The organism is Nocardioides pelophilus, from assembly GCF_014180685.1.
Classification (GTDB): Bacteria; Actinomycetota; Actinomycetes; order Propionibacteriales; family Nocardioidaceae; genus Nocardioides; species Nocardioides pelophilus.
The window spans coordinates 1-18,434 of sequence record NZ_JACEHF010000023.1 but is presented as its reverse complement, the minus strand read 5'-3'; the positions used below and the strand labels follow the sequence as shown (position 1 = coordinate 18,434).

16 protein-coding genes are annotated in these 18,434 nt (G+C 72.0%); 7 read left to right on the top strand and 9 right to left on the bottom strand.

What is annotated here, in order from left to right; translation table 11 throughout:
- Positions 1–6: 6 nt before the first annotated feature.
- The 4 genes from H0488_RS06905 to H0488_RS06890 form a co-directional block, all read right to left on the bottom strand.
- Entirely contained in the window at positions 7–987 is a 981-nt protein-coding gene (locus H0488_RS06905) for an ABC transporter substrate-binding protein (RefSeq protein WP_312856235.1), read from the bottom strand.
- Between the two features lie 159 nt (positions 988–1,146).
- Positions 1,147–2,136, bottom strand: coding sequence for an aldo/keto reductase (locus H0488_RS06900; RefSeq protein ID WP_183098550.1), 990 nt, complete (start codon positions 2,134–2,136; stop codon positions 1,147–1,149).
- Positions 2,137–2,170: 34 nt separating this feature from the next.
- Positions 2,171–3,187 carry an aldose epimerase family protein gene (locus H0488_RS06895; RefSeq protein ID WP_183098549.1) on the bottom strand — a complete coding sequence of 339 codons (1,017 nt, stop codon included), beginning with the start codon at positions 3,185–3,187 and terminating at the stop codon, positions 2,171–2,173.
- A gap of 21 nt (positions 3,188–3,208) precedes the next feature.
- Positions 3,209–4,240: a LacI family DNA-binding transcriptional regulator gene (locus H0488_RS06890; protein WP_220794283.1), complete on the bottom strand. Its 1,032-nt coding sequence runs from the start codon at positions 4,238–4,240 to the stop codon at positions 3,209–3,211.
- Positions 4,241–4,397: 157 nt separating this feature from the next.
- Here H0488_RS06890 and H0488_RS06885 point away from each other — a divergent pair, with 157 nt between their 5' ends.
- On the top strand, positions 4,398–9,305 hold the full coding sequence (locus H0488_RS06885) for a family 43 glycosylhydrolase (RefSeq protein ID WP_183098548.1): 4,908 nt from the start codon (positions 4,398–4,400) through the stop codon (positions 9,303–9,305).
- 19 nt (positions 9,306–9,324) lie between these two features.
- Here the strand turns inward: H0488_RS06885 and H0488_RS06880 are convergent, their stop codons facing one another.
- The gene (locus H0488_RS06880; protein ID WP_183098547.1) at positions 9,325–10,473 is read right to left on the bottom strand and encodes an ROK family protein; all 1,149 of its coding nucleotides are present in this window, start codon (positions 10,471–10,473) and stop codon (positions 9,325–9,327) included.
- Between the two features lie 77 nt (positions 10,474–10,550).
- Between H0488_RS06880 and zwf the strand changes: the two genes are divergently transcribed.
- The 5 genes from zwf to H0488_RS06855 all read left to right on the top strand — a co-directional run bounded on the left by zwf (position 10,551) and on the right by H0488_RS06855 (position 15,776).
- Positions 10,551–12,041, top strand: a complete 1,491-nt coding sequence (gene zwf / locus H0488_RS06875) for a glucose-6-phosphate dehydrogenase (RefSeq protein WP_183098546.1) — start codon at positions 10,551–10,553, stop codon at positions 12,039–12,041.
- On the top strand, positions 12,038–13,927 hold the full coding sequence (gene edd / locus H0488_RS06870; RefSeq protein WP_183098545.1) for a phosphogluconate dehydratase: 1,890 nt from the start codon (positions 12,038–12,040) through the stop codon (positions 13,925–13,927). The genes zwf and edd overlap by 4 nt, the downstream gene beginning before the upstream one ends.
- Entirely contained in the window at positions 13,917–14,570 is a 654-nt protein-coding gene (gene eda / locus H0488_RS06865; protein WP_183098544.1) for a bifunctional 4-hydroxy-2-oxoglutarate aldolase/2-dehydro-3-deoxy-phosphogluconate aldolase, read from the top strand. The genes edd and eda overlap by 11 nt, the downstream gene beginning before the upstream one ends.
- 8 nt (positions 14,571–14,578) lie before the next feature.
- Entirely contained in the window at positions 14,579–15,475 is an 897-nt protein-coding gene (locus tag H0488_RS06860; protein ID WP_183098543.1) for a helix-turn-helix domain-containing protein, read from the top strand.
- Positions 15,476–15,566: 91 nt separating this feature from the next.
- Entirely contained in the window at positions 15,567–15,776 is a 210-nt protein-coding gene (locus tag H0488_RS06855; protein ID WP_183098542.1) for a ferredoxin, read from the top strand.
- 6 nt (positions 15,777–15,782) lie between these two features.
- On the opposite strand, the gene H0488_RS06850 is transcribed toward H0488_RS06855, so the two are convergent.
- On the bottom strand, positions 15,783–16,403 hold the full coding sequence (locus H0488_RS06850; protein WP_183098541.1) for a TetR/AcrR family transcriptional regulator: 621 nt from the start codon (positions 16,401–16,403) through the stop codon (positions 15,783–15,785).
- Between the two features lie 238 nt (positions 16,404–16,641).
- On the opposite strand from H0488_RS06850, the gene H0488_RS06845 reads away from it, so the two are divergent.
- The gene (locus tag H0488_RS06845) at positions 16,642–17,355 is read left to right on the top strand and encodes a cytochrome P450 (RefSeq protein WP_183098540.1); all 714 of its coding nucleotides are present in this window, start codon (positions 16,642–16,644) and stop codon (positions 17,353–17,355) included.
- Here the strand turns inward: H0488_RS06845 and H0488_RS06840 are convergent.
- From H0488_RS06840 to H0488_RS06830, 3 genes are all read right to left on the bottom strand, one after another.
- Complete coding sequence (locus tag H0488_RS06840) at positions 17,259–17,648, bottom strand: ClpX C4-type zinc finger protein (RefSeq protein WP_183098539.1); 390 nt, start codon at positions 17,646–17,648, stop codon at positions 17,259–17,261. The two genes, H0488_RS06845 and H0488_RS06840, sit on opposite strands and share 97 nt — an antisense overlap.
- Before the next feature lie 51 nt (positions 17,649–17,699).
- Positions 17,700–17,969: a hypothetical protein gene (locus H0488_RS06835; RefSeq protein WP_183098538.1), complete on the bottom strand. Its 270-nt coding sequence runs from the start codon at positions 17,967–17,969 to the stop codon at positions 17,700–17,702.
- 148 nt (positions 17,970–18,117) lie between these two features.
- The coding region (locus H0488_RS06830) for a DUF3459 domain-containing protein (RefSeq protein WP_183098537.1) at positions 18,118–18,434 on the bottom strand (317 nt) is incomplete at its 5' end.

Sequence of the window (18,434 nt, the reverse complement as noted above, 5' to 3'; positions counted from 1 at the left end):
GCCGGCTCAGTACTTCCGGTCGGGAAGCACCTCGATGGCCTGCTCCTGGGTGAAGGTGGTCTCCTCGGTGACGACCCGCTCGGGGACCTCCTCGTCGTCGAGGACCTGCTCGGCCAGCTCCATCAGCTGCGGCCCGAGCAGCGGGTTGCACTCGACGATGAAGTTGATCTTGCCCTCGGCGAGCGCCTCCATCCCGTCGTGGACGGCGTCGACGGTGATGATCTTGACGTCCACGCCGGGCTCGAGGCCGGCGGCCTCGATCGCCTCGATCGCGCCGAGACCCATGTCGTCGTTGTGCGCGAACACCACGTCGATCCCGTCCTCGGAGTTGAGGAACGACTCCATGACCTGCTTGCCACCGTCACGGGTGAAGTCGCCGGTCTGGGACGCGGTGACCTCGATCGCGGGGTCGGCGGCGATCGCGCTGGCGAAGCCCTCGGCCCGGTCGATCGCGGGAGCGGCGCCGGTGGTGCCCTCGAGCTGCACCACGTTGATGTCGCCGTCACCGTCGACGTCGGAGTCAGCGGCGTTCTCGACCAGCCACTCGCCGGCCTTCTCGCCCTCGAGCACGAAGTCGGAGCCGAGGAAGGTCTCGTAGAGCGACGTGTCCTCGCTGTCGACCGCGCGGTCGGTGAGGATCACCGGGATGTTGGCGCGCTTGGCCTCCTGCAGGACGGCGTCCCAGCCGGTCTCGACGACCGGGCTGAAGGCGATCACGTCGACCTTCTGCTGGATGAAGGACCGGATCGCCTTGATCTGGTTCTCCTGCTTGCCCTGCGCGTCCGAGAACTTGAGCTCGAAGCCGGCCTCCTCCGCGGATTCCTTGATGGACTCGGTGTTCGCCGTGCGCCAGCCGCTCTCGGCACCGACCTGGGCGAACCCCATCACGATCTTGTCGTCGTCTCCGCTCGCGTCGGAGTCGCTGCAGCCGGCCAGGGCGGCCACGCTCACGAGGAGCATGCTGGCGGCGGTCACGGTCTTCTTCACCACTGGTTTCCTCCACATCCTCGGGCTTCATCGCCCTGTGACGGGTGTCACGATGAGTTAGTGTGAGCGTTAACATTCCCGATCGTCAAGGCCCCTGGGCAAAGAATCCCAAAGAAATGTGAACGCTCACCCCACGGGCGGCGCACGCCGCCCCGAGGGCTACCAGCGGTCGTGGATCGCGGCTCGGAACGAGGCGTCGTAGATCCGGCGTACTCCGTCGACCAGCTCCGGCGCCAGCGTCGGCAGCGCGCCCGCGGCCGCGTTCGCCCGGGCCTGACCGGGGTTGCGCGCTCCCGGGATGACCGTGCTGACCCCGGCCTGCTGCACGACCCAGGCGAGCGCGACCTGGGCGGGCGTGGCGCCCGGTGGGCCGTGGTCGGCGACCAGTCGGGAGAACTCCCGGGCCGCAGCCACCCCGGCCGCGTAGTCCACCCCGGAGAACGTCTCGCCGACGTCGAACGCACTGCCGTCGCGGTTGTAGGCGCGGTGGTCGTCGGCGGCGAAGGTGGTGTGCTCGTCGTACCGGCCGCTGAGGAGGCCGGACGCGAGCGGGACCCGCGCAATGATGCCGACCCCGGCATCGGCTGCGGCTGGGAGCACCGCGTCCAGCGGCTTGAGCCGGAAGGCGTTGAGGATGATCTGGACGGTGGCGACGCCCGGTCGGGCGATGGCGCTGAGCGCCTGGGCGGCGGTCTCGACACTCACCCCGTAGGCCGCGATCACACCGTCGGCGACCAGCGTGTCGAGCGCGTCGTACGTCGCGTCGTCGTCGATCGTGGCCGTCGGCGGACAGTGCAGCTGGACCAGGTCGAGGGTGTCGACGCCGAGGTTGCGGCGCGAGCGGTCCGTCCACTCGCGGAACCTCGCCAAGGTGTAGCTCTCCGGGACCTGCTCGGCGCGACGGCCCATCTTGGTGGCCACGGTGATGCCGTCGTGACTGCGGAGGAACTCGCCGATGAGCTGCTCGCTCCGCCCGTCGCCGTAGACGTCGGCCGTGTCGAAGAACGTCACGCCCGACTCGACGCTGGCCTCCAGCACCGCCGTGGCCTCGGCCTCCGACACGTCGCCCCAGTCCGCCCCGAGCTGCCACGTGCCGAGCCCGACCGCCGACACCTCCCGGCCCCACCGGCTGATCATTCGCTGCTCCATCTGCGCTCCCTGTCGTTTCTCGGCTGTCGCGCGGCTATCGCTCGACCGATGTCATCGGCGTGAAGACCCAGGCCATCCGTGAGCGGTACCGCTCGCCGGGTCGCAGGACCGCCGACGGCCACTCCGGATGGTTGGGTGAGTCCGGCGCCAGCTGCGGCTCCAGCGCGATGCCGTCGCCCTGGCGCAGCAGCCGGCCCTCGCGTGACAGCGTCGAGCCGTCGAGGAAGTTGCCGGTGTAGACCTGCAGGCACGGCTGGTCGGACCACAGCTCCATGCGGGTCCGGGTCCGCGCCGACGACAGCACGGCCACCGCTCGCCAGCCCTCGCCGTCGACGACCAGGTTGTGGTCGATCCCGCTCGCCTGCGCGACCTGGTCGTGTCTGTCGCGGACGATGCCGCCGACCCGGGCCGGGACCCGGAGGTCGAACGGCGTCCCGTCCACGGGAGCGTGGCCGGCGCCCGGGATGCCCGTCGCATCGACCGGCGTGTAGGCCGACGCGGGCACCTCGAGGAGGTGGTCGTCGACCGAACCGCCGCCCTCGAGGTTGAGGTAGACGTGACTGGTCAGGTTCACCACGGTCGGCCGGGTGGTCACCGCCGTGAGCTCGAGCGAGACGGCGTCGCTGCCGACCGTGAAGGTCGCCTCGGCCGTGCACTCGCCCGGAAAACCCTGGTCGCCGTCGGGGCTCACCAGCCGCAGCCGCACCTCACGGGCGTCGTGGGACACGACGTCCCAGGTCCGGCGGTCGAAGCCGTCGGGGCCGCCGTGCAGGTGGTTGCCCCGGTCGTGGGTCGCCAGCTCCACCTGGTCGCCGTCGAGCTCGAACCGGCCACCGGCGATCCGGTTGGCGTAGCGGCCGATCGTCCCACCGAGGTAGTCCGACGACGCCCGCAGCTCGGGCACACCCGGCAGGCCGACGCTGACGTCGCGGCGCACGCCGTCGCCTCCGGTGACGACGAGGCGGTGGATGGTCGCGCCGTACCTCAGCAGGTGGAGCTCGGGACCCGGAGCACTGCCGATGACCACGGACTGCGAAGCGGCCGATCCCATGGTGTGAACGTTAACATCCCGCTACTCGGGAGGGGGTGCACTCGAGGCCCGGACGACGAGCTCCGGGCGGAGCAGCGTGGCGGCAGGCGCCTCGTCGCCCTCGAGCGCCCGCACCGTCAGGTCGACCGCGAGCCGGCCGAGGTCGGAGAACTGCTGGTCGACGGTGGTGATCGCCGGCCAGAAGTACGCCGCCTCCGGGATGTTGTCGAACCCGACGACGCTGACGTCCTCGGGCACCCGTCGCCCGCACTCGTGCAGCGCCTTGAGCACCCCGAGCGCCATGGTGTCGTTGGCGACGAACACGGCCGTGACGTCGTCGCTGTGCCCGATCCGGGTCCCGGCCTCGTAGCCGCTCGCCGCCGACCAGTCGCCCTCGATCTCGGGACCCGGCAGCAGGTCGCGGTGGTCGTGCGCGTGCCGCCAGCCGAGCCGGCGCTGGGTGGCCTCGATCCAGTCCAGGGGACCGCTGACGTGGGCGACGCTGCGGTGGCCGAGGTCCAGCAGGTGCTCGGTGGCGAGGAGGGCGCCGGCGTGCTGGTCGATGCCGGCCGCCATCGGCTCGCCCGCGGTCACGCCCTGCACCAGCACGACCGGGATCGGGAGCGACAGGCCCCGCACGACGTGGATCGCGTCACGGTGCGCGACCGCGACGACGATCGCCTCGACCGCCTGGTCGAGGAGTCGGTCGACCGCGTCCCGGAGGGACTCCTCGGAGATCTCGAGCAGCCCGATCGCGGACACCTGGTAGCCCGCCTCGTGCCCGGCCCCCTGGACCGCGGTGGCGATCATGCTCGGCCCGTGCAGGGCGAGGTGGGCCGACACCATCCCGATCCGCCCGGACCGGTTGGTGGCGAGCATCCGGGCCGCGTTGTTGCGGCGGTAGCCCAGCTCCCGGATCGCGGCCACCACCCGCTCGCGGGTGTCGTCCTTGACCAGGGGCGACTCGTTCAGGACCCGCGAGACGGTCTGGTGGGAGACGCCGGCGCGTTGCGCGACGTCGGCCATGCTGGGGTTGCGCGCCGCCCCGGCACGCAGCGGAGGTTGCTGCGGCATGGCGCCATGGTAGGGCCGGGGCGCGGAAATGGGGCGCGCTCACATCGGTGTGCCGTTCGGCGTCTCGCGCCATGGCCCAAATCTCTCTAGGGATTGACGAAGCGTGTGGCGCCGGTCACAGTACGAGTGTTAGCGCTCACATTCGAGGGAGAGTCTGATGTCCTCAGCCACACCACTGCCCCTGCTGCGCCTGTTGCTGGCGACGGCCCTCGCTCTTCTCGGCACCACGCTGGTGCCGACCGCGCCGGGCACGGCAGCGGAGGTGACCGACGGCCTGCTGCTGCACTACGAGCTGGACCAGGCCTCGGGGACCGTGGTGACGGACAGCTCCGGGCACGGGCGCAACGGCACGCTCGTCGGTGGCGGCAGCTGGACCGGCGCCACCGGGCTGGCCCTCGACGGCGTCGACGACCACGTGAAGCTGCCGAACAACCTCCTCGCCGGGCTCTCCGCGGTGACCGTCTCGGTCGACGTCCTCATCGAGAACACCCAGGCCAACCCCTACTTCATCTGGGGCCTGGGCAACACCGCGTCGTCGGCCTCCGGGACCGGCTACCTCATGGTCAGCGGCAACGCGTTCCGCGCCGCGGCGACGCCGACGAACTGGTCCGGGGAGAAGGTCACCGCGCGCACCTCCGGCGGCAACCTCGCGCGCGGCGTCTGGAAGACGGTCACCTACACCCAGGACGGCACCACCGGCCGCTTGTTCGAGGACGGGGTCCTGGTCGGCGAGAACACCGCCGTGAGCGTGCTGCCCCGCGACATCGGCGGCGGGATGACCACCAACAACCTGCTCGGCGAGAGCAACTACGCCAGCGACAACAGCCTCAAGGGCAAGATCAGGAACTTCCGCATCTACGACCGGGCGCTCACGTCGAGCGAGGTCGCGGAGATCTCGCTCACCGACGCCAACCGGCTCGCCGCCGACGCGGACGCACTCGACCTGGGCGACCTCTCGGCCGTCACCGGCGACCTCGTCCTCCCGGCGAGCGGGGCGTACGGCTCGGCGATCACCTGGGCGTCCAGCGACCCGGCCGTCATCAGCAGCACCGGCGTCGTCACCCGGCCGGGCGCCCTCGAGGGCCCGGCGGACGTCACGCTCACGGCCACGCTGACCCGGGGCTCCGGCACCGAGACGAGGAGCTTTGCGGCCACCGTCCTGCCCGAGGAGGGCGACCAGGACAAGGCGGACGCCGCGGCGGCAGCGCTCGAGCTGGTGCACGCCGACGACGTCCGCGGCCACCTGACCATGCCGACCTCGGGCCTGCACGGCTCGACGGTGAGCTGGGCGTCCTCCGCTCCCGACGTCGTCTCCCCCGACGGCATCGTCACCCGGCCCGAGCCCGGCGCCGGGGACGCCACCGTCACGGTGACCGCCACGGTCACCGTCGGCGCCGCGTCGGCCACTCGCCCGATCGAGCTCACCGTGCGCGAGGCGCCCGCCCCGGCGGCGTACGAGGGCTACGCCTTCAGCTACTTCACGGGCAACTCCATCGCGGGCGAGAAGATCTACTTCGCCGCGAGCCGCGGCAACGACGCCCTGGAGTGGGACGAGCTGAACGAGGGCCGGCCGCTGCTCGAGTCCACGCTGGGCGAGATGGGGCTGCGTGACCCGTTCCTCATCCGCTCCCCGGAGGGCGACCGGTTCTACCTGATCGCCACCGACCTCTCCATCGGCCGCAACGGCAACTGGGACCGCGCGCAGCGCACCGGCAGCCGCTACCTCGAGGTCTGGGAGTCGACCGACCTGGTCACCTGGTCCGCCCAGCGGCACGTCCTGGTGTCACCGCCGACCGCCGGCAACACCTGGGCGCCGGAGGCCTACTGGGACGACGCCCTGCAGCAGTACGTCGTCTTCTGGGCGTCGAAGCTCTACGCCGAGAGCGACACCGACCACACCGGCAACACCTACAACCGGATGCTCTACGCCACCACCCGCGACTTCGTGACCTTCAGCGAGGCCAGGATCTGGCAGGACCGTGGCGACTCGCGGATCGACTCGACCGTGATCAAGGAGAACGGCTCCTACTACCGGTTCACCAAGGACGAGGGCGGCGGCGGCACCGGCTGCTCCGACATCATCCAGGAGAAGGCCGACTCGCTCACCGCCGTCGACCTCCCGGGCGACCCGTCCTGGGCGTTCATGGACGCGTGCATCGGCCGCGACGCCGGGACCTCGGCGGTCGAGGGGCCGACGGTGTTCAAGGCCAACCCGGGCGACACGTCGGGTTCGCCGTACTACCTCTTCGTCGACGAGTACGGCGGCCGCGGCTACATCCCGCTCGGTACCGACGACCTCGAGGCCCCGGACTGGCAGGTGGCCGACGACTACAACCTGCCCGCGAGCCCGCGGCACGGCACCGTCATCCCCGTCACCGCCGCGGAGCTGGCGAAGCTGCGCGAGGGCATCGTGGTCCCGGAGCCGCCGACCCCCGTGGTCGGTGACGAGAACGGGCTGGTCGCGCACTACCCGCTCGACGAGACGAGCGGGTCGATCGCGACCGACGCCACCGGCCACGGCTACGACGCCACCGTCAGCGGCGACGCCAGCTGGGCCGCCGGCGGGCTCGACCTCGGCGGCACCAACGGGCACGTGCGGCTGCCCGACGACATGATGGCCGGCCTCGACGCGATCACGGTGTCGACGGAGGTCTGGCTCGACCCGAGCCAGCCGACGCCGTACTTCATCTGGGGCCTGGGCAACACCGACGGCGGCGGGACCGGCAACGGCTACCTGTTCACCACCGGCAACAACTACCGGACCTCGATCGCGACCGGGAACTGGACGACCGAGCAGACGGTGGCGTCGGGGTCCGCGTTGGCCCGGGGTGCCTGGAGGGCGCTGACGTACACGCTCACCCCCGGCGGCACGGCCACGCTCTACCTCGACGGCGTCAAGGTCGGCCAGAGGACCGACGTCACGATCGCGCCGGGCGACATCGGCGACGGGCGCACCACCGCCAACTACATCGGGCGCTCGGTCTACAACGGCGACCGCTACCTCAAGGGCAAGGTGCGCGACTTCCGCATCTACAACCGGGCACTGACGGCCGCCGAGGTCAGCGACCTCGCCGCGGACCCGACCGCGATCACCGGCGTGCAGCTGGACGCCCTGGCCGCGCCGGCGCTGGTCGACGCAGCCACCTCGACGGTGACCCTCCCGGTCGAGCCCGGCACCGACCTGACGGCGCTGGACCCGACGTACACCGTCGTCTCGGGCTCCGCCGTCGACGCCGACGGTCCGGCCGACTACAGCTCGCCGCGGACCGTCACCGTCACCGCGGCGGGCGGCACGACCCGGGCCTGGACCGTGCGGGCGGTCGAGCTGCGGTCGCCGGTGCTGCCGGGTCTGTACGCCGACCCGAACATCGTCCGCTTCGGCGACACCTACTACATCTACGCCACGACCGACGGCTACGCCGGCTGGGGCGGCAAGGAGTTCTACGTCTGGACGTCGACCGACCTCGTCGACTGGGAACGGTCGGCGGAGCCGATCCTCACGCTCGACGGCGCCAACGGCGACGTGCCCTGGGCGACCGGCAACGCGTGGGCGCCGACGATCATCGAGCGGGACGGGAAGTACTACTTCTACTTCTCCGGGCACAACCCGACCTACAACCGCAAGACGATCGGGGTCGCCGTCGCCGACAGCCCGGAGGGCCCGTTCGTGGCGCAGCCCACCGCGATGATCCTCAACAACGAGGCGGTGACCTCGGGGCAGGCGATCGACCCCGCCGCGGTGCAGGACCCGCGCACCGGCAGGTACTACCTGTTCTGGGGCAACGGTTCACCCGTCTACGCCGAGCTCGCCGACGACATGGTGTCGATCAAGCAGTCGACGATCCGGCGGATCGGCGGACTGACCGGCTTCCGCGAGGGCGCGTTCGTCAACTACCGCGAGGGCGTCTACTACCTGACGTACTCCATCGACGACACCGGCTCGCCCGACTACCGGGTCGGCTACGCGACTTCCGACAGCATCGACGGACCGTGGACCTACCGTGGCCTGATCCTCGAGAAGGACGCCTCCCAGGGCATCCTGGCGACCGGTCACAGCTCGATCGTCCAGGTGCCCGGCACCGACGACTGGTACATCGCCTACCACCGGTTCGCGCTGCCCACCTTCGATGCGGCCGGCGGCGACGGCACCCACCGGGAGACGACCATCGACCGGCTGCACTTCGACGCCGACGGGACCATCAGGAAGGTCGTCCCGACCCTGAGCTCGGTCGATCCCCTGGTCTACGAGGGCGCGACGCCGGAGGCGTCCGTCTCCCACGCCGGGTCCGACGGCTGGTACGGCGCCGGCGCCGCCCTGACGCTGACCGGCGACGCCACGATCGCGCGCCTGGAGTACCGCCTGCCCGAGGGCGGCTGGACGTCGTACGACGGACCGGTCGGTCTGCCGGCCGGGAGCTACGACGTCGAGTACCGCGCGCAGGGGACCAACCTGCAGTGGAGCGAGGTCTGGGCGCTGCCGGTGCAGGTCGACGACACCGCCCCGGCGCTCTCCTGGCAGGGCGCCATCACCGACGGGGCGAGCTACACCTTCGGCTCGGTCCCGGCAGCTCCGACCTGCACGGCGGCCGACGCCGACTCGGGTCCGGGCGACTGCACCGTCGTCGGCTACCAGACCCGGGTGGGCACCCACACCCTGACCGCGTCGGCTACCGACGTCGCGGGCAACCGGACAACCGAGCAGGTCACCTACACGGTGACCCCGTGGCGGATCGCCGGCTTCTACCGGCCGGTCGACATGGACGGTGTGGTCAACACGGTCCGGGCCGGGTCGACGGTGCCGCTGAAGTTCGAGGTGTTCGCCGGCGACACGGAGCTGACCGCGCTGTCCGCCGTCGACGGGCTCTCGACCCGCGAGGTCGCCTGCGACACCGGGGCTCCGACGGACGCGGTCGAGACGACGACCACCGGCGGGACGGAGCTGACCTACGCGGACGGGGAGTTCCAGTACAGCTGGCGGACCCCGCGACGCAGGGGCAGCTGCTACCAGGTCACCGTCGCGACCGTGGACGGATCGGAGGTCTCGGCCCTGTTCCTGCTGCGGTGATCGACCCCGGCTCCGGCGCTCAGGCCTGGAGCCGGGCCTGCACGGCGGTGGCGCTGAGGACCTGGTCCAGCGCCATCGCCGCGCAGCCGACGACGCCGGCGCGGTCGCCGAAGGTCGAGGGGAGGATCCGCAGCTCGCGGGTGGCGATGGCCGATGCCCGGGCGTAGACGCTCTCGCGCACCCCGGCCGAGTAGACGTCGAAGGCGGCGGCCATGTCGCCGCCGATCACGACGGCCTGGGGGTTGAGGAGGTTGATCGCGACCGCGAGCGGCTCGCCGAGCCGGCGGCCGCTCTCGCGCAGCAGCTGCTTGGCCTCGGGGTCTCCGGCGACCGCCATCGCGGTCAGCTCGCGCACGTGGGAGATCGGCCGGCCGGCCTCGCTCATCCGGTTGACCAGGGACCAGCCGCCGGCGACCGTCTCGAGGCAGCCGGTGTCGCCGCAGCGGCACGGCAGGCCGGCGGCGCTGTCGACCTTGGTGTGCCCGATCTCGCCGGCGGCGCCCAGGTGACCGGCGACCACCCGGCCCTCGGCGATGATGCCGAGTCCGAGCCCGGTCGACGCCTTGACCACGATCAGGTCCTGGTAGTCGTCGGCATGGCCCAGCCGTTCGGACCGCGCGAGCACGTCGGCGTCGTTGCCGACGTAGATCGGCGCGTCGCCGAGGTCGGCGAGGTAGGGCGCCAGGTCGACGCCTGCCCAGGCGGCGAGCACCGGGGAGTCCACGCTGACCCCGCGCGCCGGGTCGACCGCCCCCGGCAGGCTGACGCCGATGCCGAACACCGGCCGGCCGACGGAGTCGACGAGCGCCCGCAGCTGGGCGGTGATCTCGGGCATCACGGCGTCGGGCCCGGCCCCGAGCTCGTGGTCGAACGACGCCGTCTCCAGCTCGACTCCGACCAGGTCGAAGACCGCGAGCTGGGAGCGGGACCGGCCGACGGCGGCGGCCAGCACGACGCCCGCGTCCTTGTTGAAGACCAGGCTCCCGGGGCGGCGCCCGCCGGTCGAGTCGAGCTCGGCGCCGAGGAGCAGGAGCCCGGCGTCGGCCAGGGCGCTGACCCGACTGACGACCGCCGTCCGGGACAACCCGGTGAGCTGCCGCAGCTCGGAGCGGGTCTGGGCGCGACCGGTCCGGATCAGGTCGAGCAGATCTCCCGCGGTGTCGGACACGTCTCCATCTTACTTTTGTCTGAGAAAGACTTAAGTATGTATTGCCGGAAGCATACTTGCGTCCTACGGTGGAGCCCATGACTGTGCCTGCTGCCGAGCACCTGGCCGACCTGCCGGCGTGCGACATCACCGTCTTCGGCGGCACGGGGGACCTCGCGCTCCGCAAGCTGCTGCCGGCGCTCTACCACCGCGAGCTGGAGCACCAGCTGCCGGAAGCGACCCGGATCATCGGCGTCTCGCGGTCCGACCTCGACGACGACGCCTACCGCGCCCTGGTGGCGGGCGCGCTGACCGAGCACGTCGCGGCGGCCGACGCCGACGTCGTACGCCGCCTGCTCGGCCGGCTCCAGCACGTGACCCTCGACGCGGCCCGCGCCGACGACTGGCACCGGCTCCACGAGGTGCTCAAGGAGCGTCGCGCCCCCGACGCGGTGCGGGTCTTCTACCTCGCCGTCTCCCCCCGGTTGTTCGGGCCGATCTGTCGCAGCCTGGGCGAGATCGGGGTCGTCGAGGAGACGTCCCGGGTGGTGCTCGAGAAGCCGATCGGCCACGACCTCGCCGAGGCGAAGGCGATCAACGCCGCGGTGGGCGCGGTGTTCAACGAGCAGCAGATCTTCCGGATCGACCACTACCTCGGCAAGGAGAGCGTCCAGAACCTCCTGGTGACGCGCTTCGCCAACACGTTCCTCGAGCCGCTGTGGAACTCGCGCTGGGTCGACCACGTCCAGATCACGGTGGCCGAGACCCTCGGGGTCGGCGACCGGGGCGAGTACTACGACCACTCGGGCGCGCTGCGCGACATGGTGCAGAACCACCTGCTCCAGCTGCTGTGCCTGGTCGCGCTCGAGCCACCGACGTACGTCGGCAAGGAGACCGTCCGCGACGAGAAGCTCAAGGTCCTCCAGGCCCTGAAGCCGATGACGCCGGAGGACGTCGATCGCGACACCGTCCGGGGCCGGTACGGCGAGGGCGTGGTCGACGGGCAGGTCGTGCCGTCGTACGCCGAGGACGTGGGTCGCCCGCACAGCACGACCGAGACGTTCGTGGCGATCAAGGCCGAGGTCCAGAACTGGCGGTGGGCGGGCGTCCCGTTCTACCTGCGCACCGGCAAGCGGATGGACCGCAAGGTCTCCGAGATCGTGGTGGTCTTCAAGGAGCCGCCGCACGCGATGTTCCCGCACAGCGAGGGCGGGTCCGGGGCGAACCGGCTCCACATCCGGGTCCAGCCGGACGAGGGCATGCACCTGCACCTGACCGCGAAGGAGCCGGGGCCGGGAGGGATCCGGCTGCGGCCGGTGTCGCTCGACCTCAGCTACGCGACCGCGTTCGAGCAGCGGCCCGGCGACGCCTACGAGCGGCTGCTCATGGACGTGATGCGCGGCAACCCGACCCTGTTCATGCGACGCGACGAGGTCGAGGCGGCGTGGGCCTGGGTGGAGCCGATCCTGCGGCACTGGGCCGCGACGCCCCACCGGCCGAAGCGCTACCCCGCCGGCACCAGCGGTCCCTCCGCCGCCACCACGCTGATCGAGCGCGACGGCCGGGCCTGGCAGGAGGACGACGAATGAACACCCCACGCCTGAGCGTGCACCCCGTGATCGCCGAGGTCACCGCCCGGATCGCCGAGCGCAGCGCGGCCAGCCGTGCGGACTACCTGGCGAGGATCCGGGCCGCCGCTGCCGACGGCCCGGCCCGGGGACGGCTGGGCTGCGCCAACCTGGCCCACGGGTTCGCCGCCGCCGAGGGCGCGGAGAAGGAGGGGCTGCGCCGGGGCGGCAAGCCGAACCTCGCGATCGTCACCAGCTACAACGACATGCTCTCGGCGCACCAGCCGTACGGCGACTACCCGCCCCTCCTCAAGGACGCCGTCATCCGCGCGGGCGGGATCGCGCAGGTCGCCGGCGGCGTGCCGGCGATGTGCGACGGGATCACCCAGGGCCGCGACGGCATGCAGCTCTCGCTCTTCAGCCGCGACGTGATCGCGATGTCGACCGCGATCGCGCTGAGCCACGACATGTTCGACGGCGCGCTGATGCTCGGCGTCTGCGACAAGATCGTCCCTGGCCTGCTCATCGGCGCGCTGTCCTTCGGGCACCTGCCGACGGTGTTCGTCCCGGCCGGTCCGATGGCCTCGGGGCTTCCGAACGGCGAGAAGGCCAAGGTGCGCCAGCTGCACGCCGAGGGGAAGGTCGGACGCGAGGAGCTGCTCGACGCGGAGGCCGCGTCGTACCACTCGCGGGGCACCTGCACCTTCTACGGCACGGCCAACTCCAACCAGCTGTTGATGGAGGTGCTCGGCCTGCACCTGCCGGGCTCGTCGTTCGTCAACCCCGGCACGGCGCTGCGGGAGGAGCTGACCCGGGCGGCGGCCCGGCGCGCGGTCACGATCAGCCGGCGCGACGGTGACCCCACCCCGATCGGCGAGGTCGTCGACGAGAAGGCGATCACCAACGCCTGCGTCGCCCTGCTCGCGAGCGGTGGCTCCACCAACCACACGATGCACGTGGTCGCCATCGCCCGGGCGGCCGGGATCGCCCTCACGTGGGACGACCTGGCGGACCTCTCCCGGGTCGTCCCGCTGGTCGCGCGGATGTATCCCAACGGAGCCGCCGACGTGAACCACTTCCACGCCGCGGGCGGGATCGGGTTCCTGGTGCGGACCCTGCTCGAGGCCGGGCTGCTGCACGAGGACGTGCGGACGATCGCGGGCGCTGGCCTGAACCGCTACACGACCGAGCCGCGGCTGCGCGACGGCGAGCTGGTGTGGGAGCACGGTCCGGTCGAGTCGCTCGACCCGGCGGTGCTCCGACCCGCGAGCGCGCCGTTCGCAGCCGACGGAGGGCTCAAGGTCCTGCACGGCCCGCTGGGGACCGGCGTGATCAAGGTGTCCGCGGTCCGGCCCGAGCACCGGGTCGTCACTGCGCCGGCGGTGGTCTTCGACGACCAGGCCGACTTCCTCGCCGCCTTCCAGGAGGGTCGCCTCGACGACCGCGACCTGGTGGCCGTGATCCGCCACCAGGGGCCGGCCGCGAACGGCATGCCGGAGCTGCACAAGCTGACCCCGGCGCTCGGCGTGCTGCAGGACCGCGGGCAGCAGGTCGCGCTGGTGACCGACGGGCGGATGTCCGGCGCTTCGGGCAAGGTCCCGGCCGCGATCCACGTGACACCGGAGGCCTCCCTCGGTGGGCCGTTGGCACGGGTCCGCGACGGCGACGTGGTCACCGTCGACGCCGAGCGCGGGGTGCTCACGGTCGCGGACCCCGACGCGCTCCACGCCCGGGAGCCGGTCGAGGCGGCGCCGTCGGCTGCTGATCCGGTCGGCACCGGCCGCGAGCTCTTCGCGGCGTTCCGGGCGACGGTCGGCCCGGCCGACCGGGGCGCGAGCGTGTTCCCGTCGTACGACGCGGCGCCCGCGCCGTCCCAGCCGATCGTGGAGGCCGGCCATGTCCGTTGAGACCCTGACCGGCTCCGTGCTCGACGTCGTCCCCGTCCTGCCGGTGGTGGTCCTCGACCGCCTCGAGGACGCGGTGCCGGTGGCGCGCGCCCTCGTCGCCGGTGGCCTGCCTGCGATCGAGCTGACTCTTCGCACTGCTGTCGCGCTCGACGCGATCCGGGTGATCGCGGACGAGGTGCCGGAGATCCTCGTCGGCGCCGGCACGATCGTGCGACCGGGGCAGGCCGCGCAGGCCGCGGCTGCCGGTGCCCGGTTCCTCGTCTCCCCCGGCGCGACCCCGGCGCTCCTCGGCGCGATGGCAGCGACCGGCCTGCCGTTCCTCCCGGGCACCGCGACCGTCTCGGAGGCGCTGGCCGTGCTCGAGGCGGGCTTCACCGAGATGAAGTTCTTCCCCGCCGAGGCCGCCGGCGGAGCCCCCTACCTCCGCGCGGTCGCGTCCCCGGTCCCCGACGCCCGGTTCTGCCCGACCGGTGGGATCACCCCCGCCACGGCTGCGTCGTACCTCGCGCTGCCGAACGTCGGGTGCGTCGGCGGCTCGTGGCTCACCCCCGCCGACGCACTGGCGGCGCGCGACTACGGCCGGGTCGAGGACCTCGCCCGCGCTGCTGCCGGACTGCGCGCGGCCGACGCGCGGGCGAGCTGACCCGCCGGGTGGACACGCTCCTCCGCCGGGAACGGACGCAGCGGCAGCTGCGCCCGGAGGACCTCGCCCGCCAGCTCGGCGTGCACCCGATGTCGGTCCTGCGGTGGGAGCGGCGCGAGCGCCTGCCCGGTCCCGCCCACCTCTACCCGCTGGCGACGGCGCTCGAGCTGGACCCGACCCGGGTGATCGAGTTCTTCGACGCCGCCCGCAGCCGGGTCGCTCCGCCGGAGAGCGTGCGCGGGCACGGTCTGCGCCGGCTCCGGCAACAGGCCGGGATCCCTGCCGTGACGATCGCGGCCGAGCTCGGGGTCCGGGCCTCCACCGTCTACAACTGGGAGGCCGGCCGGGCGCGGATCCCCCACCCCCACCTCGAACCGCTGGCCCGGCTGCTCCGGCTGTCGACCCCGGACCTGGTCGCGAGGCTCCGCGCGGCCCCCGCGACCCGAGCGCCGCGACCGGCGCCCACCACCGCGCTGGGACGCATCCGCCGGCGCAGCCGGCTGAGCATCCAGCAGGCAGCAGCCGCGGCCGACGTACGCCGCCACGCACTCAGCGAGTGGGAGCGCGGCCTCGGCACGCCGCCGCTCGCGGCCGCGCGCAGGCTGGCCCGCGCGTACGGCGTCCCGCTGGCCGAGGTCGCGAGCGCTGCGGGCGTCCGCCCACCCCGCCTGCTCGATGCACGCCAGTGGCAGCCCGGCGACTTCCCCGAGGTCCTGCGCTGCCTGCGTGCGTGGACCGGCCTGACCCAGCGCGAGCTCGCGGTCCGAGCCGGGTGCAGTCCCGAGAGCGTCCGCTCGTGGGAAGCCGGCCGGGCGGCCCCCCGGCCGCCGAGCCTCCGGCGGGTCGAGCAGGCGTTCGGCCTCGCCGGCCACGCGCTCGACGTCACCCTCGGCGCTCCGGACTGAGCAGGCAGAACCTCTTGCCCCCGAACGTGATCGGGGTTACATTCTGTGTCGTAACTGAATCGAACTCAGTTTTGTAAGGCAGGCGAGAACAATGACGACGGACCAGTCGACAAGCGGCGCGTCCCTGTGCCGGGGACACGGACGCTGCTACGACCTCGCCGAGGACCTGCTGGAGGACGACGACGAGGGCTTCGTGACGGCACGCGGACAGACCATCGACGTACCCCCCGACCAGGTGGCGGACGCCCGCAACGCAGCGGGCTCGTGCCCCGAGGGCGCCATCACGATCCTCGAGGACTGAGCCGAGCTACGGGCCGACGACCCTCAGGCACGCGCCCGTCATCAGCTCGCGCACCTCGTCCAGCGTCATCCGGCCGCCCGGCCGGTACCACCGCCACACGCTGACGATCATGGCGAGCACGACGCTCGCCATCGCGCGTGAGTCACGCTTCGGGAAGACCTTCGCCCGCATGCCGCGCTCGATCAGCGCGGTCCACTCGCTCTCGATCGTCCGCACGAGCTCGCGGGAGCGCTGGCGCTCAGCCTCTTCCTTCTCCGTGGGTCGCGGGGTCGCGAGGAGGTCCATGTGGCTCTGGAGGATGCGCATGGACAGCGCCTCGCGCGGGCTCACGTCGTACGCCGCGGCGATCGCCGCTTCGAGCGCCTCACGCGGCCCTGCGGCCGACTCGATCGCCTCGCGGAACTTCTCGAGCGAGCGGTTCAGCTCCTGGCTCATGATCGTCAGCAGGCAGTGCGCCTTCGACTCGAAGTAGTGGTAGAGGGCCGTCTGCCCGATGCCGACCTGGTCGGCGATCCGGGCCCACTTCGTGTGCTCGTAGCCGTCCTGGCCGAAGCTGTCGATCGCCGCGGTGAGGATCAGCGCCCGCTTGGAGCGCGGCCCCTCGGTCCCGGGCAACGTCTGCGTCATGTGTCCACCTCGTCTGTCCGGTCCTCGAGCCCAGGCTTCGAGCCAGGTCCATGTGGATGGCGTCATGCTAGCGAGGTGAGATGAACTCAGGTCACCTCCACCGGCGAGCCGTCAGGCCGGCCAGCCGGGCACCTTCGGACCCCGACCCCCGACCGACTCGAGGTAGCCAGCCGTGTCGGCGCGCCGCTCCCCCCCACATGATCTCGAAGACCAGCCGGGAGATCTTCCACCTGCCGTCGTGCTTGGTGAGCTCGTCGTGCCGCGGGTGGCCGACATGATCATCGGATCCCTCCTCGCGTCCCAACGGGTGCCGGCGGCCGCAGCATCGTGGCTGTTGATGGTCCTCGCCGACCATCCTCGGCTCCAGGAGGAGATCGCCGACCGGACGAGCGCCGCGCGGCTCGGCCGCGGCACGGCGACGCGGAACGGTCCGGCAGTGGCCCAGCGAGTGGTGCTGGAGGTGCTGCGGCTGTTCCCGCCGACCTGGCTGCTGGTCCGTACGTCGACCGACCGGGTCGAGGTCGACGGCTACTCCTTCGCCGCCGGCCACCACTTCCTGATCAGCCCGTACGTCCAGCACCGCGACCCGGCAGCCTTTCCCGACCCGACGAGGTTCCGTCCTGATCGGTGGCTCGATCCTGCGCACGACTCCGGTCGGTACCTCCCCTTCGGCGCCGGCGAGCACGTGTGCCCGGGTCGACACCTGGCCACCGGCATCCTCGTCGCGATCGCACAGGGTCTCGCCACCCGCTACCGGGTGGTCCGGACCTCTGCAGAGGTGACCCCGAACCCTCGGACCACCCTGCTGCCCGACGGCCTCCGAACGGCTCTACGACCGATGGGCGGCCAGCTCCGTCAGCTGCCGGAGCCGGCCGCCGCATCGCCGCGGTGGTGTGCGGCGAACCGCTCCCACGCCGCCTGCCGCGACACCCCGAGGGCTCTCCCGATCTGAGCCCACGAGATGTTGCGCGCCCGGATCAACCCGACCCAGTCGTTCACGAATGCCAGGTTCTGCTCGGCCGACTGCACGATCAGCGGGAGCTTCGCGAGCAGCTCGGTGTCGGTCATCTCCTCCCACACCGGCCGCGTCCGCTTCGCGACCCGCGCGGACGACCGACTGTCCTCGTAGTACCACTCCAGGCACTCGAAACAGATCATCGCGCCCAAGCCGCCGGCAAGCCGGTTCTTCCGACTGCCCGCCCGGCCGCAGAACGAACAGATCTTGTTCTCAAGCTTGGCGTCCACCACAGCCTCCTCGGCCACCGATCTGATCAAGGGCATTTCGCGGGGCGGTCGTCACGGCGCACCGAACCGCTCCCACGCGGCCTGTCGGGAGACCTGCAACGCATCCCCGATCTCGCGCCAGGTCGCCCGTCGCGCCCGCAACATCCGAACGCACTCCCGGAGCCGCCGCTCACCCGCTGCGATCTCGTCCTCGAGCGCGGGGAGCAGCGCGAGCAGGCCGGGAATGTCAGGGGCCCCCTCGGGCGTCGCCGAGCGCCGCGAGGGCGCGGTGACGAAGTCGTGGTCACCCAGGACTTCGAACGCGGTCGTCGACTCACCCATTGCTGCCTCCCCGGCGTCTCTGAGCCGAGACGCCTACCCACTCGTGCGTCAAAGATAACCTGACAACGGCCGGCTTCTCTGCCAAGGCTAACCTGACGACCTGGTCCGCAGGGAGGGAATTCGCGACATCCGCCCCGCCGACGGCGACCTACCGACGTTCTTCGGGGCGAGCGCGGCGGACCAGGACCGCAGCTCCCGGAGGTACGTCGACCAGGCCGGCGCCGACCACCGGGCCGACCACCGGGCCGACCAACGGGCCGACCAACGGGCCGACCTCCACGGACGACGTCGTGCTGAAGAGCACCTCGGCCGCAGGGACCTGCCAGTCGGCGTCCCCGAGGTTCAGACCGATCGCGAGCGGTCCACGCTCCAGGGTCAGCCGGCGGCCGGTCTCGTCGACCGTCGCGTGACCGAACCGCGGCTCGGTGAGCTCGGGGTGCTCCCGCCGCAATGCGGCCAGCCGCC

What these genes read in the sequence shown, in the direction of transcription:
- H0488_RS06900 (WP_183098550.1), bottom strand. Translation starts at nt 2,136, where the DNA reads ATGGAGCAGCGAATGATCAGCCGGTGGGGCCGGGAGGTGTCGGCGGTC.
- H0488_RS06895 (WP_183098549.1), bottom strand. Translation starts at nt 3,187, where the DNA reads ATGGGATCGGCCGCTTCGCAGTCCGTGGTCATCGGCAGTGCTCCGGGT.
- H0488_RS06890 (WP_220794283.1), bottom strand. Translation starts at nt 4,240, where the DNA reads ATGCCGCAGCAACCTCCGCTGCGTGCCGGGGCGGCGCGCAACCCCAGC.
- H0488_RS06885 (WP_183098548.1), top strand. Translation starts at nt 4,398, where the DNA reads ATGTCCTCAGCCACACCACTGCCCCTGCTGCGCCTGTTGCTGGCGACG.
- zwf (WP_183098546.1), top strand. Translation starts at nt 10,551, where the DNA reads ATGACTGTGCCTGCTGCCGAGCACCTGGCCGACCTGCCGGCGTGCGAC.
- edd (WP_183098545.1), top strand. Translation starts at nt 12,038, where the DNA reads ATGAACACCCCACGCCTGAGCGTGCACCCCGTGATCGCCGAGGTCACC.
- eda (WP_183098544.1), top strand. Translation starts at nt 13,917, where the DNA reads ATGTCCGTTGAGACCCTGACCGGCTCCGTGCTCGACGTCGTCCCCGTC.
- H0488_RS06855 (WP_183098542.1), top strand. Translation starts at nt 15,567, where the DNA reads ATGACGACGGACCAGTCGACAAGCGGCGCGTCCCTGTGCCGGGGACAC.
- H0488_RS06850 (WP_183098541.1), bottom strand. Translation starts at nt 16,403, where the DNA reads ATGACGCAGACGTTGCCCGGGACCGAGGGGCCGCGCTCCAAGCGGGCG.
- H0488_RS06835 (WP_183098538.1), bottom strand. Translation starts at nt 17,969, where the DNA reads ATGGGTGAGTCGACGACCGCGTTCGAAGTCCTGGGTGACCACGACTTC.